This is a genomic window from Pseudomonas paeninsulae (genome assembly GCF_035621475.1).
Lineage (GTDB): Bacteria > Pseudomonadota > Gammaproteobacteria > Pseudomonadales > Pseudomonadaceae > Aquipseudomonas > Aquipseudomonas paeninsulae.
This window is the reverse complement of sequence record NZ_CP141799.1, coordinates 3,636,511-3,652,273: the sequence shown is the minus strand read 5'-3', so window position 1 is coordinate 3,652,273 and position 15,763 is coordinate 3,636,511. Positions and strand designations below refer to the sequence as shown.

At 59.9% G+C, this 15,763-nt stretch carries 10 protein-coding genes; 3 read left to right on the top strand and 7 right to left on the bottom strand.

Annotation, left to right across the window (positions count from 1 at the left end; translation table 11 throughout):
• The first annotated feature begins 379 nt into the window (after positions 1 to 379).
• Entirely contained in the window at positions 380 to 3,958 is a 3,579-nt protein-coding gene (locus VCJ09_RS16765) for a DEAD/DEAH box helicase family protein (protein WP_324731257.1), read from the top strand.
• A 21-nt stretch (positions 3,959 to 3,979) separates the two neighbouring features.
• On the opposite strand, the gene VCJ09_RS16760 is transcribed toward VCJ09_RS16765, so the two are convergent.
• From VCJ09_RS16760 to VCJ09_RS16730, 7 genes are all read right to left on the bottom strand, one after another.
• On the bottom strand, positions 3,980 to 5,230 hold the full coding sequence (locus VCJ09_RS16760) for a type II restriction endonuclease (protein ID WP_324731256.1): 1,251 nt from the start codon (positions 5,228 to 5,230) through the stop codon (positions 3,980 to 3,982).
• The gene (locus VCJ09_RS16755; protein ID WP_324731255.1) at positions 5,176 to 5,697 is read right to left on the bottom strand and encodes a very short patch repair endonuclease; all 522 of its coding nucleotides are present in this window, start codon (positions 5,695 to 5,697) and stop codon (positions 5,176 to 5,178) included. Before VCJ09_RS16755 ends, VCJ09_RS16760 begins: the two co-directional genes overlap by 55 nt.
• Positions 5,697 to 5,972: a hypothetical protein gene (locus VCJ09_RS16750; RefSeq protein WP_324731254.1), complete on the bottom strand. Its 276-nt coding sequence runs from the start codon at positions 5,970 to 5,972 to the stop codon at positions 5,697 to 5,699. Before VCJ09_RS16750 ends, VCJ09_RS16755 begins: the two co-directional genes overlap by 1 nt.
• 4 nt (positions 5,973 to 5,976) lie before the next feature.
• Positions 5,977 to 7,233: a DNA (cytosine-5-)-methyltransferase gene (gene dcm, locus VCJ09_RS16745; protein ID WP_324731253.1), complete on the bottom strand. Its 1,257-nt coding sequence runs from the start codon at positions 7,231 to 7,233 to the stop codon at positions 5,977 to 5,979.
• A gap of 449 nt (positions 7,234 to 7,682) precedes the next feature.
• Positions 7,683 to 7,979 (bottom strand): hypothetical protein, encoded by a 297-nt coding sequence (locus VCJ09_RS16740; protein WP_324731252.1) that lies wholly within the window; start codon positions 7,977 to 7,979, stop codon positions 7,683 to 7,685.
• Positions 7,980 to 8,034: 55 nt separating this feature from the next.
• Complete coding sequence (locus tag VCJ09_RS16735; RefSeq protein WP_324731251.1) at positions 8,035 to 9,285, bottom strand: ribonucleotide-diphosphate reductase subunit beta; 1,251 nt, start codon at positions 9,283 to 9,285, stop codon at positions 8,035 to 8,037.
• 307 nt (positions 9,286 to 9,592) lie between these two features.
• Entirely contained in the window at positions 9,593 to 12,499 is a 2,907-nt protein-coding gene (locus VCJ09_RS16730; RefSeq protein WP_324731250.1) for a ribonucleoside-diphosphate reductase subunit alpha, read from the bottom strand.
• 888 nt (positions 12,500 to 13,387) lie between these two features.
• Here VCJ09_RS16730 and VCJ09_RS16725 point away from each other — a divergent pair.
• Together VCJ09_RS16725 and VCJ09_RS16720 are read left to right on the top strand one after the other, a co-directional pair.
• On the top strand, positions 13,388 to 14,113 hold the full coding sequence (locus VCJ09_RS16725; RefSeq protein ID WP_324731249.1) for a response regulator: 726 nt from the start codon (positions 13,388 to 13,390) through the stop codon (positions 14,111 to 14,113).
• Positions 14,110 to 15,714 carry an ATP-binding protein gene (locus VCJ09_RS16720; protein ID WP_079202675.1) on the top strand — a complete coding sequence of 535 codons (1,605 nt, stop codon included), beginning with the start codon at positions 14,110 to 14,112 and terminating at the stop codon, positions 15,712 to 15,714. Before VCJ09_RS16725 ends, VCJ09_RS16720 begins: the two co-directional genes overlap by 4 nt.
• Positions 15,715 to 15,763: the final 49 nt, after the last annotated feature.

Genomic DNA, 15,763 nt, shown 5'->3' with positions numbered 1-15,763 from the left:
ACGATCTCAGCTCCGAATCCAGGTCATGCCCCGCTGCCAATAATTCCAGCGCGGCTTGATGAGCAAAAGCCGAACCAGCGCTTTGCGCTGTGTATTGCTGTCCTGGTTGCCGGGGGCGTACTCGCCCAGGTAGCTGTTGATGTCCTTCGAAGCCTGCTGCTCCTGTGCGAAAACTTTACCTGTACGCGTAAACACTCTAGATGCGTAACGAAGGACTACATAGCATGAGGTCAGGCATCAAGCGGGAGCCCGGCTGCAGGCGGTGCTGGCCAACTCCGCTGTGTAGCCGGTGGCTGCACCGGGCGGCAATCAAGTACCCTGGCGCCTTGATCCACCCCCTCGATCCCCTGGCATTGGTCGTTGCACAAGGAAGCGAAGTTTGAGCGACACGCAGAGCTACTACGAGCAGAACGCCGAGCAGTTTTTTGCCGATACCATCGACGTGGACATGAGCGCGCTGTATGCGCGCTTTCTCGAATCGATACCCGCTGGCGGATCCATTCTGGATGCCGGCTGCGGTTCCGGGCGCGATGCCAAGGCGTTTGCGCTGTGCGGCTATCGTGTGGCGGCCTTTGATGCCTCGCCGGCGTTGGCGGCGCTGGCCAGCCAGCACCTCGGCCAGCCTGTGCCGGTGCGCAGCTTCGCCGAGGTCGGCGAGCTCAACCGCTACGACGGTATTTGGGCCTGCGCCAGCTTGCTGCATGTGCCACAGCCGCAGATGCCTGATGCGCTCGCCCGCCTGTGGCAAGCGTTGAAGCCGGGCGGGGTCTTCTATTGCAGCTTCAAGCTCGGCGAAGGCGAACGCGAGCATCAGGGCCGCCGCTTCACCGATGCAGACGACGCGCAGATGGACGCCTGGCTGGCGCCATTGGCCGAGGTGGCCGACGTCAGTTACTGGCACACCGCCGACCAGCGCCCTGGGCGTAGCGATGCCTGGCTAAACGTGTTGACCCGGCGCCAGCCGATGCCGTCGGCGCGCCTGGTTACCGGCGGCAAGCTGGACCACTTCCTGCCGCACCTGTGTGCAGCGATCAACGCGGCCAGCGAAGTCGACATGGCGGTGGCCTTTATCAAGAGCACCGGGCTGCGCCTGTTGCTGCCCGACTTGCTGGCGCGGGTGAAGCCGGGCGAGGAGGCTGCGCCGAGCGCCCGGGTGCGGGTGGTCACCAGCGATTACCTCGACGTTACCGACCCCGAAGCGCTGCGCAGCCTGATGTTGCTGCAGGATGAAGGTGCTCAGGTGCGCGTCTATGAAAGCGCCGGCAGCAGCTTCCATATGAAGGCCTACCTGTTCGCCGCGCAGGCCGCGGACGGACAACTGCGAGGGCAGGCGTTCATCGGCTCGAGCAACATCAGCCGGCAGGCGCTGCGCGATGGCTTGGAGTGGAATTACCGCATCGACTATCCCGGCGACGACGGCTTCCTCGAGGCGCGCGGCCGCTTCGAGGAACTGTTCGCCAATCCACGTAGCAAGCCGCTGAGCCATGCCTGGATCGACGACTACGAGGCACGGCGCCAACCGCCGCCGGTCGCCATCGCGCCGGGCAGCCTGGAAGTGGAACCGCCACCGACGCCGACGACTATCCAGGGCGAAGCGCTGCAAGCCCTGCTCCTGACCCGCGAGAACGGTTACCGGCGCGGCCTGGTGGTGCTGGCGACCGGCCTCGGCAAGACCTGGCTCGCCGCTTTCGATGCCAAACAGGCCGGCGCCCGGCGGGTCTTGTTCGTCGCTCACCGCGAGGAAATTCTGCACCAGGCGGCCGAGACCTTCGTGCGAATTCGGCCCGGGCAGCGGGTCGGCTTCTATAGGGGGCAGCAGCGCGACAGCCAGGTCGACGTGCTCTGCGCCTCGGTGCAGACGCTCGGGCGCATCGAGCACCTGGAGCGCTTTTCGCCACGGCATTTCGATTACATCGTCATCGACGAATTCCACCATGCCGCCGCACCCACCTATCACCGCTTGCTCAACTATTTTCTGCCGTCGTTCCTGCTCGGCCTGACCGCGACGCCAGACCGTACCGACTGCTCCAACATCCTCTCGTTGTGCGACGACAACCTGGTGTTCGAGACCAACCTGTTCCGCGGCATCGAAAGCAAGCTGCTGGCGCCGTTCCATTACTACGGCATCTTCGACGACAGCGTGGATTACCAGGCGATTCCCTGGCGCAATGGCCGTTTCGACCCGGAGCAGTTGGCCAACAAACTCGCCACCCTGGGGCGGGCGCGCCACGTGCTGAAGACCTGGCGAGAGCATGCCCAGAGCCGGACGCTGGCGTTTTGCGTATCGATCCGTCATGCCGAATTCATGGCCGAGTTCTTCCGCAAGCAAGGCGTCGAGGCCGCCGCCGTGTATGCCGGCTCGGCCCTGTCGCGGGGCGAGGCGCTGGAACAACTGGACGATGGTCGCCTGCCGCTGATCTTCTCGGTCGACCTGTTCAGCGAAGGCGTCGACCTGCCCGCCATCGACACGGTGATGATGCTGCGACCGACCGAGTCGAAGATTCTCTTTCTGCAGCAACTGGGCCGTGGTCTGCGCAAGGCCAAGGGCAAGGACAAGCTGGTGGTGCTCGACTTTATTGGCAACCACCAAAGCTTCCTGCACAAGCCGCAAGCGTTGATGGGCAACAGCATGAGCCACAGGCAACTGGCCGCGTTTGCCCGCGCCGCCGCAGAGCAGCGGCTGGAGTTACCCGAGGGCTGCTTCGTCAACTACGACCTGCAGTTGCTCGACTTCCTCAAGTCGCTCGACGGTGACGGCGTGCAGAGCCACTACCAGGCCCTGCGCGAGGGACTGAACCGGCGCCCCACCCTGAGCGAGTTCTACCGCTCCGGCGCCAGCCTGCAGCAGATGCGCAAGCAATTCGGTGACTGGTTCTCCCTGTTGGAGCAGATGGGCGACCTGACCGAGACGCAACGGGACTTGGCCTCGGCGCATCGGCCTTTCCTGCGTGAGCTGGAAACCACCGCCATGACCAAGAGCTTCAAGATGATCCTGCTGGAAGCCTTCCAGGAGCTGGACGGCTGGCGCACGGCGCCCAGCGAAGCGGCCTTGGCCGAGCGCTCCTGGCAGCTCCTGCAACGGCGTCGGCCGCTGTTGGCCGACTTGCCGGAGGAACAGGTTCGATTGGCAGACGGCAGCGCGCCGGCCTGGCTGCGCTACTGGCAGAGCAACCCGATCAACGCCTGGATCGGCGGCAACCAGAAGAACGGCGGCAAGCGCTTCTTCGCCGTGGAGCAAGGCTGCTTCGTCCCTCGCCTCCAGATCGCCGCAGCCGAGCGAGAAACCTTTGCCGAGTTGGTGCAGGAGCTGCTGGACTTCCGCTTGGCCTCCTATGCGGTGCGCAGGGCGGTCACGGCAGCGCCGGTGGTCAGCTTGCCGGTCGCCACGCGCAGCGGCACCGAGTTGCCATTCTTCCCCAACCTGAAAATCGCCTGCGGCCACTTCAAGACCGGCACGGCCGACAGCGAGGAATACCGCCTGCTCGGCGAGGGCCATGGCCGCCTGGATAGCTCCAGGCACTTCATCGCCCGCGCCTCCGGCAACTCGATGAATGGCGGCAAGCAGCCAGTGCGGGACGGCGACTACCTGCTGCTGGAGCAGATCAACCCCAAAAGCGCGGGCTCCATCACCGGCACCACCATGGCCATCGAGCGCCAGGACGCCGCCGGTGACAACCAGTACCTGCTGCGGGTGATCCTCAAGGCGGCGGACGGCAGCTACCTGCTGCGCGCCAACAACCCCGACTACGCCGATATCGCCGTCACCGAGGAACTGCGCGAGCAGCTACACACCTTCGCCCGCCTCAAGGCGGTGCTGGACCCGCTGGAGTTGGTGATCGGCGAACGTTTCCAACGCGAAGACATTCCGCCGCTGTTCGGCGTCGAGTTCAACCCCGGCAACTGGAACGTCGGCCACGTGCTGCTGGCTGATGTGAACAGCCCGCAGCAGATGCGGTAGCTGAGGCGTGGAGCAGACCGTTCACCTTTGCTGACGTTTAATAACGGCAATAAAAACTTCCAGCCCGATCAACCACTCGCGTTGATTATCAGCATAGGTGGTTTGTATAGGTGCTGGCACTACAAGCTGTAAGCCATGCGACCGCATTTCCTTTGTTTGGCCCTCACTGATAGCCGCTTCCAGTGTTACCAGATGCTTCCCAGGTATCTTGTCCGCTTCGCTCAGAACCTGCCTCCAGCGATCCTTACAGGTTGTCTTTGCACCCAGCATGGATAGTCGATCAGTCGCAAACGCTGGATTGTGATAATCGGAAAAGCCGGGGAACAAAAAGTCTGGCTTGGCATTATTTTCCGTTACGCGACCTTTGCCGCGTCCTTGCTCAAAGCGTAAGCCGTGTAGCCGAAAAAGCTGATCCAAGTGCCCTTCAAATGCGTGGCCTACCCGAGATTTCCGGCGGTTTTGTACGCTTAGGGAAAAACTGACAAATTCGTCTACATCATCGCCGTTCTCACCAAAGCCCGAGCGCAAACGCTGTTGCACCAAGTGGCGCTCGTAGATGCGAAAAAGTTTCTCTTCATGATCCATCCAGCCAAGAATCGTTTGATCCGGATTTTGAAGTGGATCAATGTTTTCTCCGGCTGTTGCTCTTGCATAGGCCGAGAATATGGATGTTGCAGGGAAGGTCTCTCCACCGAACTGCTCAATCAAGCGGTCCAGCCAGACATCGTCTCCGGTTTCAGTACGGCTGACTTCAATGCCAAGGTCTTCCAGCATCAGCCGAAGGGGTAAAAGCAGCTGTACCGCATTCAGGGTTCCGGCTTGGAAGTCTTCACTAATGCGGTCAAGCCCGAACAATATTCGCAATTGACTTTCAACCGTACTGCCACTGGGTGTGAAAATCATCAGCAAGGAGTCGTCACGCATTTTGGCAACGAGAAGAAAATCACCCTCTGCAAGCAACTCTGTTACAGGGCTCGCATAGTAATAGAGACGATACTCAGGGCTGCGATGGGGCTGTTTTCGACGACAATCGTACCAAGTGACAAGGCCGTCACTGAGCTCAGGCGCTTCAGATTCATCTGCAATATAAATCTGCTTCGCTTTGAAGCGGTATTCTTCTCCTTTACTCGGTTCTCCGAGGTGACGCTTGAAGCCTGCGGAAGGAAGTCCCCCAATTTCGTGTTGATTTGAGCGTTTTGGATTGGCATCCACGGCGCTTAAATATTTGGCGGCAACGCCTTCAAAGTAATCGCTGATTCGGTCGTTGAACATGGCGGAGTTACCAAGGATGATTCGTCTATTTGGATATAACTCCCGCCATTTATCAACCATTTGGCAATTAGGTCAATCAAAGTTCCATTTTTTTGACCGTTCACTGCTCGAACAGCGCATTCCCAGACAACCATGACTCTCCAGCCAAGACCCTGTAGCACCGCTTGCTGGTACTCATCTCTTGATTTGTTTTGCCCGATTTTATTCAGCCAGAAATCTGGGCGTGTCTGTGGTGCCTTGAAGTAGCGACAATCATGACCGTGCCAAAAGCAGCCATGTATAAAAATGACCGCCTTGTATTTTGGGAGTACCAGATCTGGTTTCCCTGGTAGATCATTTACATGCAGCCGAAAACGAAAGCCCTGCGCGTGCAGGGCTTTCCGGATAATGAGCTCAGGTTTGGTGTTCTTGCCACGGATGCCGGACATCATCCGGCTGCGAGTGGCCTTGTCGACAATATCGGCCATCAGGCAGCCGCCAGATTGCAGGCCTCCATGAAGATGGGGTAACAGGCTTCGTACACCTCATCTCCAAGCGCCTCAAACAACTGGATCATGATTGCTCGTACAGCCGTCACCTCGGCAGTGGTGAAAAGCGGTTCGTTCGTTGCGATCAAGGAGATGTCTTGTGGGTCGTCATCCGGGTGGAACAGCAGCCCTGCTTCTTGCATTGCTGCGAACCATTCCCGGGCAGCATTAATGTTGTGGTCTTTCAGTTTGGGTATACGGGAAATGGCTTGCATGGCATTACCTCGTTTGTTCGGCGAAAAGGGCAAGCTCCGGCTCCAAGCGAGCAGGGTCAAGGAATTGCTCCATCAGACGTGCGACATGGGACATGACCCCAACCACCACCGAGTTACCGAATTGCTTGTAAGCGCGGGTATCAGAAACCGGAATGCGGAAAGAGTCCGGGAACCCCATCAGGCGGGCACACTCACGTGGGGTGAGACGTCGAGGGCTCTTGCCATCTTCTTGGTTTACCAGAATCTCTGAACCATCCTTGTAATAACGAGCAGACAGGGTGCGCGTAACGCTTTCTGGCCCGACCAGTCCGAAGCCAAACCCGTTGCCCTTGGCGCGATGTTTCTCTGCATAATTCTGCAGATAATTCCAGAGTCTCGGGGTGAGGGTGTACTTGTCCGGCACGCGGCTGTTCTCATGATCAAAAAAACGTTTGCCATCCCACTCCAGTAATGGCTCGGAGCCATCGGTACGGTGCAAGATATCTTTCAAGGTTTTAGTGCCCTTTGCCGGTAATGGTAAGGCATCCCAATCAAAAGCCACTTGCTCGCGGAACCCGACGATAAGGATTCGTTCACGGTGCTGCGGTGTGAAATGAGCACCGTCAATTACCTTGCAGAAGATGTGGTAGCCCAGCTCTTCTTTCAACGTCTGACGGATCACTTCAAAGGTGCGCCCCTTGTCATGCGACATCAAGTTCTTGACATTTTCCAGCAGGAAAGCGCGCGGCTTCTTGTGGGCAATGATGCGCGCAACATCAAAAAACAAGGTGCCTTGGGTTGCGTCCTCAAAGCCATGGGCACGGCCAAGGGAGTTCTTTTTTGATACACCGGCAATCGAAAACGGCTGGCAAGGGAAACCGGCCAGCAGCACGTCATGATCAGGTACTTCCGACTCTCGGACCTTGGTTATATCGCCATTTAGCTCATGCTGGTCGCGGTGATTGGCCTGATAGGTGCGTTGTGCATAATCATCCCACTCACTGGTAAAAACACACTCTCCACCAATGGATTCGAATGCCAGTCGCAGCCCTCCAATGCCTGCAAACAGGTCAATAAAGGTGAATTTTCCAGGATCCCTGTTTTCATCAAGCGGGATGACCATCTGCTTGAGGCGATCGACCACATAGGGCTTTGGCTTGGTCTCACCGATTTCCCAGCGTCGAACGGTGCCGACGTCTACTTCTAGTGCAGTGGCAAGGTCTCTACGGCTGTACGCCTTGAAGGCCTCATGAAGATATAAATTAACCTGCTCGCAGCCCATAACGGGTTCCTCTGGGAATTTTTTGTGCATTCTGCACAAAAAATTACAACTGTACAAGCAACCAGTTATGGCGAGCATGGTGCTAAATGAGGTCGAAAAAGCTGCCAGCTGGTCACCGCCTGTGTGCCCTTGGTGTCAGGCTAAGCTGCGAATCGAGCGCAGAGCTGCTTGCAAGAAAATCACTCAGCCGAGTTGAAATTTATGACTTGGCCATCATATGGATAGTGTTGTGGTGCCTCATCGGAGTACTCGGCGTTCTTGTCCCATAGCACCGCAGTTTTTCAACCATCAATAAGGAAGAAATAATGTATACAAGGCCAGTTGTATTGAAGCCCGCGTGCATCAAAACGCTTGTTGCGGTGGAGGCTCATCCAGAGCGATCCAATCAGCATGAATTTAATGGTGTAGCAGAGCTAAAGAATGTTTTTGGCAGCGGTAGGGTAGAGTTTCTAGCCACATTTTCGATACGAGGTAGTAACGTTGCCGACACTGCGAATGTTACTTGGTACGACTCCAGAGAGGGTCACCCAACGCGGACGGAATACCGTCTCTACTTTCAAAATAATGCCGTAATGGATCAGGCCAAAGAGGGTGACAATATCCTTATTGGCTTTGACAGCGGGAATACACTGCACTGTATTTTGATTCCTGCCGGCGATGGCGAGAGAAAATTCCCGGGTTGGACGCCCGCTTAATTCTGGTTCATCTGCAGCAACAGAAAAGCCCCGCGTTAGTGGGGCTTTCATTGAGTACAGTCTTAAGATGTCTGTTTTTAGTATGATTTAGATGGGTAGTTTAAAATCAATCCCAGCTCAACGCCCCCCCCGTCTGATACTCAATAACCCGCGTCTCGAAGAAGTTCTTCTCTTTCTTCAGGTCCATGATCTCGCTCATCCACGGGAACGGGTTGGAGGTGCCTGGGTATTCTTCCTTCAAGCCGATCTGGGTCAGGCGGCGGTTGGCGATGAATTTGAGGTAGTCCTCCATCATCGCCGCGTTCATGCCCAGCACGCCGCGTGGCATGGTGTCGCGGGCGTATTCGATTTCCAGTTGGGTGCCTTCCAGAATCATCTGGGTGGCTTCGTCCTTCATCGCGGCATCCCACAGGTGCGGGTTTTCGATCTTGATCTGGTTGATCACGTCGATGCCGAAGTTCAGGTGCATGGATTCGTCGCGCAGGATGTATTGGAACTGCTCAGCCACGCCGGTCATCTTGTTGCGCCGGCCCATGGAGAGGATCTGGGTGAAGCCGCAATAGAAGAAGATGCCTTCCAGTACGCAGTAGTAGGCGATCAGGTTGCGCAGCAGTTCTTTGTCGGTGTCGTCGGTGCCGGTTTCGAACTTCGGATCGGAGATCGAGCGGGTGTACTTGAGGCCCCAGGCGGCCTTTTTCGCGACCGAAGGAATCTCGTGGTACATGTTGAAGATCGCGCCTTCGTCCATGCCCAGCGATTCGATGCAGTACTGGTAGGCGTGGGTGTGGATCGCCTCTTCGAAGGCCTGGCGCAGGATGTACTGGCGGCACTCGGGGTTGGTGATCAGGCGGTAGACGGCCAGCACCAGGTTGTTGGCGACCAGGCTGTCGGCGGTGGAGAAGAAGCCGAGGTTGCGCATGACGATGCGGCGCTCGTCGTCGGTCAGGCCGTCGGGGGTTTTCCACAACGCGATGTCCGCGTTCATGTTCACTTCCTGCGGCATCCAGTGGTTGGCGCAACCATCCAGGTACTTCTGCCAGGCCCAGTCGTACTTGAAGGGTACGAGCTGGTTGAGGTCGGCGCGGCAGTTGATCATGCGCTTCTCGTCGACCGCGACGCGGGCGGAGGCGCCCTCCAGCTCGGCCAGGCCTTCGGCGATGTCGAGCTGATCGAGGGCGGCCTTGGCGCGGGCCACGGCGGCGCTGTCGTCGGCGGCAATGGCGCGCGCTTCGACCGCGGCGGCACCGCCGACCTGGTCGAGCTTGTCGATGTTCATGTCGGCGATTTGCGCGGTGGTGTTGCTGGAAACGGCTGCGTCTGCGCCGTCTTCCTTGTCGAATTCGTCCCAGCTCAGCATGGCTTGGCTCCTGCTTCAGGGCCGGTGAAATAACCGACCTGTGTGGATGTACAGTAAAATACTAGTCTGTTGTCGGGTGCACGCAAACGGCGGGTTATCTGGTGTTATTCGGTTGATGGGTATCGCTGCGCTCAACCCATCCTACGAATCGCGCTTTGGCGCTTCGCCCGACAATCGAGCGTGTAGCTGAGCGAGTAGTCGCTAGGCACCTGCTGGAGTGGAGCCCCTGAGCGTACGCCTGTACGTGATGGGGCCGCTCCGGCAGGTAACGCCGCGAATGCCGCTCAGATCCGCGCGCTGCCAAACCCTATTGGCAGGCCTCGCAGTCTGGCTCGTCGATAGAACAGGCCTTGGGTACCGGTGCCGGGCCTGCCGACATTTCAATCTGCGGAGCCGCCGGAGCAGCAGCGCTGAGGCCATCGTTGCCACCGCTGGATACGGCGTTGAGCTTGCCGGTGTTGACGGTGGATTTCTCGGTGCTGGTCGCAGCCAGGGCGCGGAGGTAGTAGGTGGTTTTCAGGCCACGGTACCAGGCCATGCGGTAGGTCACGTCGAGCTTCTTGCCCGAGGCGCCAGCGATGTACAGGTTCAGCGACTGCGCCTGGTCGATCCACTTCTGGCGGCGGCTGGCGGCGTCGACGATCCACTTGGTGTCGACTTCGAAGGCGGTGGCGTAGAGGTCTTTCAACTCCTGCGGGATGCGATCGATCTGCTGCACGGAACCGTCGTAGTACTTGAGGTCGTTGATCATGACCGAGTCCCACAGGCCGCGGGCTTTCAGGTCGCGGACCAGGTAGGGGTTGATCACGGTGAATTCGCCCGACAGGTTCGATTTCACGTAGAGGTTCTGGTAGGTCGGTTCGATCGACTGCGACACGCCGGTGATGTTGGCGATGGTGGCGGTCGGTGCGATGGCCATGATGTTCGAGTTACGAATGCCTTTCTGCACACGGGCACGGACCGGCGCCCAGTCGAGGGACTCGGTCAGGTCGACGTCGATGTACTTCTGGCCGCGTTGCTCGATGAGGATCTGCTGCGAATCCAGCGGCAGGATGCCTTGGCTCCACAGCGAACCCTGGAAGGTCTGATAGCTGCCGCGCTCGTCGGCCAGGTCACAGGAGGCCTGGATGGCGTAGTAGCTGACCGCTTCCATGGATTTGTCGGCGAAGTCGACTGCTGCGTCCGAGCCGTACGGGATGTGCTGCAGGTACAGGGCGTCCTGGAAGCCCATGATGCCGAGGCCGACCGGACGGTGCTTGAAGTTGGAGTTCTTCGCCTGCGGCACCGAGTAGTAGTTGATGTCGATGACGTTATCGAGCATGCGCACGGCTGTCTTGATGGTGCGCTCGAGCTTGGCGCGGTCGAGCTTGCCGTCCTTGATGTGGTTCGGCAGGTTGACCGAGCCCAGGTTGCACACGGCGATTTCATCGGCGTTGGTGTTCAGGGTGATCTCGGTGCACAGGTTCGAGCTGTGGACCACGCCAACATGCTGCTGCGGGCTGCGCAGGTTGCATGGGTCTTTGAAGGTCAGCCATGGGTGGCCGGTTTCGAACAGCATGGAGAGCATCTTGCGCCACAGGTCTTTGGCCTGGATGGTCTTGAACAGCTTGATCTTGCCGTACTGGGTCAGGGCTTCGTAGTACTCGTAGCGCTCTTCGAAGGCCTTGCCGGTGAGGTCGTGCAGGTCCGGCACTTCGCTCGGGCTGAACAGGGTCCATTGGCCGTCGTCGAACACGCGCTTCATGAACAGGTCCGGGATCCAGTTGGCGGTGTTCATGTCGTGGGTGCGGCGACGGTCGTCACCGGTGTTCTTGCGCAGCTCGATGAACTCTTCGATGTCCATGTGCCAGGTTTCCAGGTAGGCGCAGACCGCGCCCTTGCGCTTGCCGCCCTGGTTGACTGCAACTGCAGTGTCGTTGACCACTTTGAGGAAGGGCACGACGCCCTGGGATTTGCCGTTGGTGCCCTTGATGTAGGCGCCGAGTGAGCGCACCGGGGTCCAGTCGTTGCCCAGGCCGCCGGCGAATTTGCTCAGCAGGGCGTTGTCGCGGATGGCGTCGTAGATGCCGCCCAGGTCGTCCGGCACGGTGGTCAGGTAGCACGACGACAGCTGCGGGCGCAGGGTGCCGGCGTTGAACAGGGTCGGGGTGGACGACATGTAGTCGAACGACGACAGTAGGTTGTAGAACTCGATGGCGCGGTCTTCTTTCTGCTGCTCTTCGATCGCCAGGCCCATGGCCACGCGCATGAAGAAGATCTGCGGCAGTTCGAAGCGGGTGCCGTCCTTGTGGATGAAGTAACGGTCGTACAGGGTCTGCAGGCCCAGGTAGGTGAACTGCTGGTCGCGCTCGTGGTTGATCGCCTGACCGAGTTTTTCCAGGTCGAAGGTTTTCAGTATCGGGTTGAGCAGTTCCAGCTCGACGCCTTTGTCGATGTAGGCCGGCAGGGCCTTGGCGTAGAAGTCGACCATCTCGTGGTGGGTGGCGCTGGTGGCCACACCGAGAAAGCCCAGGCCTTCGGCGCGGATGTTGTCCATCAGCAGGCGCGCGGTGACGTAGCTGTAGTTCGGCTCACGCTCGACCAGGGTGCGGGCGGTCATCACCAGGGCGGTGCTGACGTCGCTCTGGGCCACGCCGTCGTAGAGGTTCTTCAGGGTTTCTTTCTGGATCAACGCGCCGTCGACTTCGGCCAGGCCTTCGCAGGCTTCGGTGACGATGGTGTTGAGGCGGCCCATGTCCAGCGGCGCCACAGTGCCGTCGAGGTGGGTGACGCGCAGGCTCGGGTGCGGCTCGGCGATGCCGTCGGCGACGCCGCGCTTGCGCTCCTGGCTGCGCGATTCACGGTAGATCACGTAGTCGCGGGCGACTTTCTGTTCGCCGGAACGCATCAGGGCCAGTTCGACCTGGTCCTGGATTTCTTCGATGTGGATGGTGCCGCCAGAGGGCATGCGGCGCTTGAAGGTGGCACTGACCTGCTCGGTCAGGCGCTCAACGGTTTCATGGATACGCGACGACGCGGCGGCGCTGCCGCCTTCTACTGCGAGAAACGCTTTGGTGATGGCGACGGTGATCTTGTCATCGGTGTACGGCACCACGGTGCCGTTACGCTTGATCACACGCAACTGGCCCGGCGCGGTGGCGCTCAGTTCCAGGTTGCCATCGGTAGCCTGTGGCGCTTGGGCCTGCGAGTTCTCGCGAGAGGTGTCGGTATGCATGTATGCGTGTCTCCGTGATCTGTAATTTGTCGAGTCGGGCGCTTTGCGATGGATCTACTGCCGTTCATTACCATTTCAACAATGCCTGCACGCAGCCAGAGGCTGGGAGCAGGGGGCTTGCAAACTGGCTGGAAGGGTCTGAGTGAAAGCGCCTTCCTGGCTTCATGTCTTGTGTCGGCCATGGCCGGCACTACTATATGTAGTGGTAGGCGCGCAAAGGCTACCTACCGTTATTCTGGCTCTGGCAGGCAAGTCGCGCTGCTGGAGCAATGGCCGCTGCGCTTGTGCGGTGGCCGCCATCGAGGTTTTTTCGTACACCGATTGGGGTTGAGGTCTAGACCTTTTGGGGGCAATTGTGCTTGTGCCGTTTTTTAGGTCAAAACCCAACATGTAGGTGTTTGCTGCGTTAGAGATACAAGATAGTGCGGTCTTGGGGGGATGGCAAGTCCTCCAACCTGTGGATAAAGCTGTGGGTTAACGTGGGGTAACTTGCGCAAACCCGCGTGCTTGCTGGGATGGGCAGCCATGTGCCGTTCGTCGTTGTTATGGGTTTATTTTTGCGTTCGGACGCGAGTTTTTAAGTCCGCCACAGAAACACAATATGTAGTTTTTTTTGTGGCGTTTTGGCCTGCTCTGTGCAGCTGCCTCGCGGCGCTTTCGACGCGTCAGTGTTCTGTGCGGTTAGTGAATTAATTCACCTTCGGCTGACCGAGGTGCTGAGTCCGAGTCATCGCCGGCTATGGCAAAAAGCCGCATCGCAGTAGCAGAGCCGCAGGCGCCGAAAGTGTGAGCAAACAGGCCACTCACGTCAGACCTGCGCCATGGCGCTCGGCGTTGTTACAATCAGGGTCTTTTTCGTCGTCGTTGATCTGTCCCCCGGAGGCAGCCGTGCAGCAGCAAGACACCTGGCACATCCTTATCGTCGAAGACGACCAGCGTCTGGCCGAGCTGACCCGTGATTACCTGCAGAGCAATGGCCTGGTGGTAAGCATCGAGGGCGACGGCGCGCAGGCGGCCGCGCGCATTATCAAAGAGCAGCCGGATCTGGTGATTCTCGATTTGATGCTGCCGGGCGAAGACGGCCTGACGATCTGCCGCAAGGTGCGCGACCAATACGACGGGCCTATCCTGATGCTCACCGCGCGCACCGACGACATGGACCAGGTGCTCGGCCTGGAAATGGGCGCCGACGATTATGTGTACAAGCCGGTGCGTCCGCGGGTGCTGCTGGCGCGGATCCGGGCGCTGCTGCGGCGCCGTGAGGGCGTCGCGGCGACGGCGGCTGAAGGGGCGCGGCGCCTGGAGTTCGGTCCGCTGGTGATCGACAGTGCGATGCGCGAGGCCTGGCTGGGCGAGCAGAGCATCGAGCTGACCAGCGCCGAGTTCGACCTGCTCTGGCTGCTGACGGCCAACGCCGGGCGGATTCTCTCGCGCGAGGAGATCTTCAATGCCTTGCGCGGGATCGAGTACGACGGCCAGGATCGCTCCATCGACGTGCGTATCTCGCGGATACGGCCGAAGATCGGCGACGATCCGATGCATCCACGCCTGATCAAGACCGTGCGCAGCAAGGGTTATCTATTCGTCGCCGAGGCTGCCGAAGCGCTGCTATGAATTCGATCTTTCTGCGCATTTATGCCGGCATGCTGGCGGTGCTGGTGCTGGTGGCGCTGCTCGGCGTCGGCACCCTGCACCTGGTCAACGAGGTACGCTCGGAGCAATACCGCGAGCGCCTGGCGCGTGGCACCTTCCGCCTGATGGCCGACAACCTGGCGCCGATGAGCGAGCTCGAGCGGCGTCGCTCCGTGGTGCTGTGGTCGCGCCTGCTGGGCATTCCACTGACCATCCAGTCGGTGGCCGAGGCCCCGCTCGATAGCGGTGAGCGCAACCGTCTCAAGCGGGGCCAGGTGTTGGTGCGGCAAACCGGCCCGCATGCGGCGACCGTCTATAGCCAGGTCGACGAACCGCAGCAGCTGCTGCTGAGCGGCGAGGTGCAGCAGATCAGCGAACAGCTGGCGCGGGCGACGGTGTTTCTGCTGATCGACGAGTTGATCCGCTATCCGCTGGCCGAACAGCCGCAGCGATTGGCTGAGATTAAAGAGGCCAAACAGTTCGGTTTCGATCTGCACCTGGTCAGCCTCGAGCAGGCGAATCTGGACGTCGACCAGCGCCGGCGGGTGGACGAGGGCGACACGGTGATGGCGCTGGGCAAGGGCGGCGACAGTATTCATGTGTTCTCTGGTATTTCCGGTTCATCCTGGGTGCTGGAAATCGGCCCGCTGTATCAGATGAGCCCTTACCCGGCGCAGTTGCTGGTGTTGATCGGGGTGCTGGGCTTGAGCCTGATCGGCTTGACGGTCTATCTGCTGGTGCGGCCCCTGGAGCAGCGTCTGGGGGGGCTGGAGGGCGCCGCTACGCGGATCGCCAGTGGTCGCCTGGATGCGCGGGTGCCGAGCCGCGGCACCGATTCGGTGGGGCGGCTGGCGGCGGCGTTTAATGCCATGGCCGAGCACTTGCAGCGCTCCTTGAGCATTCAGCGTGAAATGGTGCAGGCGGTGTCCCATGAGCTGCGCACGCCGGTGGCGCGCCTGCGCTTCGGCCTGGAGATGATCGGCGACGCCGAGAACGAGACGGCGCGGCGCAAATACATGGACGGCATGGACAGCGATATCCAGGATCTCGACAAGCTGGTCGACGAGATGCTGACCTATGCGCGCCTGGAGCAGGGCGCGCCGGCGCTGAACTTCCAGCAGGTCGACCTCGGTCAGCTGATCGACCAGGTAATCGACGAGCTGGCACCGCTGCGCGCCGGGGTGCGGGTCGAACGCGGCCCGGCACTGGATGCCCTGGATGGCAGCGGGGCGCTGGTCGAGGCGGAATTGCGCTACCTGCATCGCGCCTTGCAGAACTTGGTGAGCAATGCCATGCGCCACGCCGAATCGCGGGTACGGGTGAGTTATCAGGTCGGCCAGCAGCGCTGCCGCGTGGATGTCGAGGATGACGGCCCTGGGGTGCCGGATGACGCCTGGGAGCGCATCTTCAACCCCTTCCTGCGTCTGGACGACAGCCGTACCCGCGCCTCCGGCGGACATGGCCTGGGCCTGTCGATCGTGCGCCGGATCATCTACTGGCACGGCGGTCGCGCACAGATCAGCCACAGCGAAGCCCTGGGTGGGGCAAAGTTCAGCCTGGTATGGCCGCGCAAGCAGGAGTGAACGGCATTCCCCGGATTAGCCCGGAGCCCAGCCGGGCTGCGGGTCGGCT

Bases quoted from the DNA above. Each gene is read 5' to 3' on its own strand.
- VCJ09_RS16760 (WP_324731256.1), bottom strand. From the start codon at position 5,230: ATGTTCAACGACCGAATCAGCGATTACTTTGAAGGCGTTGCCGCCAAA.
- VCJ09_RS16750 (WP_324731254.1), bottom strand. From the start codon at position 5,972: ATGCAAGCCATTTCCCGTATACCCAAACTGAAAGACCACAACATTAAT.
- VCJ09_RS16740 (WP_324731252.1), bottom strand. From the start codon at position 7,979: ATGAAAGCCCCACTAACGCGGGGCTTTTCTGTTGCTGCAGATGAACCA.
- VCJ09_RS16720 (WP_079202675.1), top strand. From the start codon at position 14,110: ATGAATTCGATCTTTCTGCGCATTTATGCCGGCATGCTGGCGGTGCTG.
- VCJ09_RS16730 (WP_324731250.1), bottom strand. From the start codon at position 12,499: ATGCATACCGACACCTCTCGCGAGAACTCGCAGGCCCAAGCGCCACAG.
- VCJ09_RS16755 (WP_324731255.1), bottom strand. From the start codon at position 5,697: ATGGCCGATATTGTCGACAAGGCCACTCGCAGCCGGATGATGTCCGGC.
- VCJ09_RS16735 (WP_324731251.1), bottom strand. From the start codon at position 9,285: ATGCTGAGCTGGGACGAATTCGACAAGGAAGACGGCGCAGACGCAGCC.
- dcm (WP_324731253.1), bottom strand. From the start codon at position 7,233: ATGGGCTGCGAGCAGGTTAATTTATATCTTCATGAGGCCTTCAAGGCG.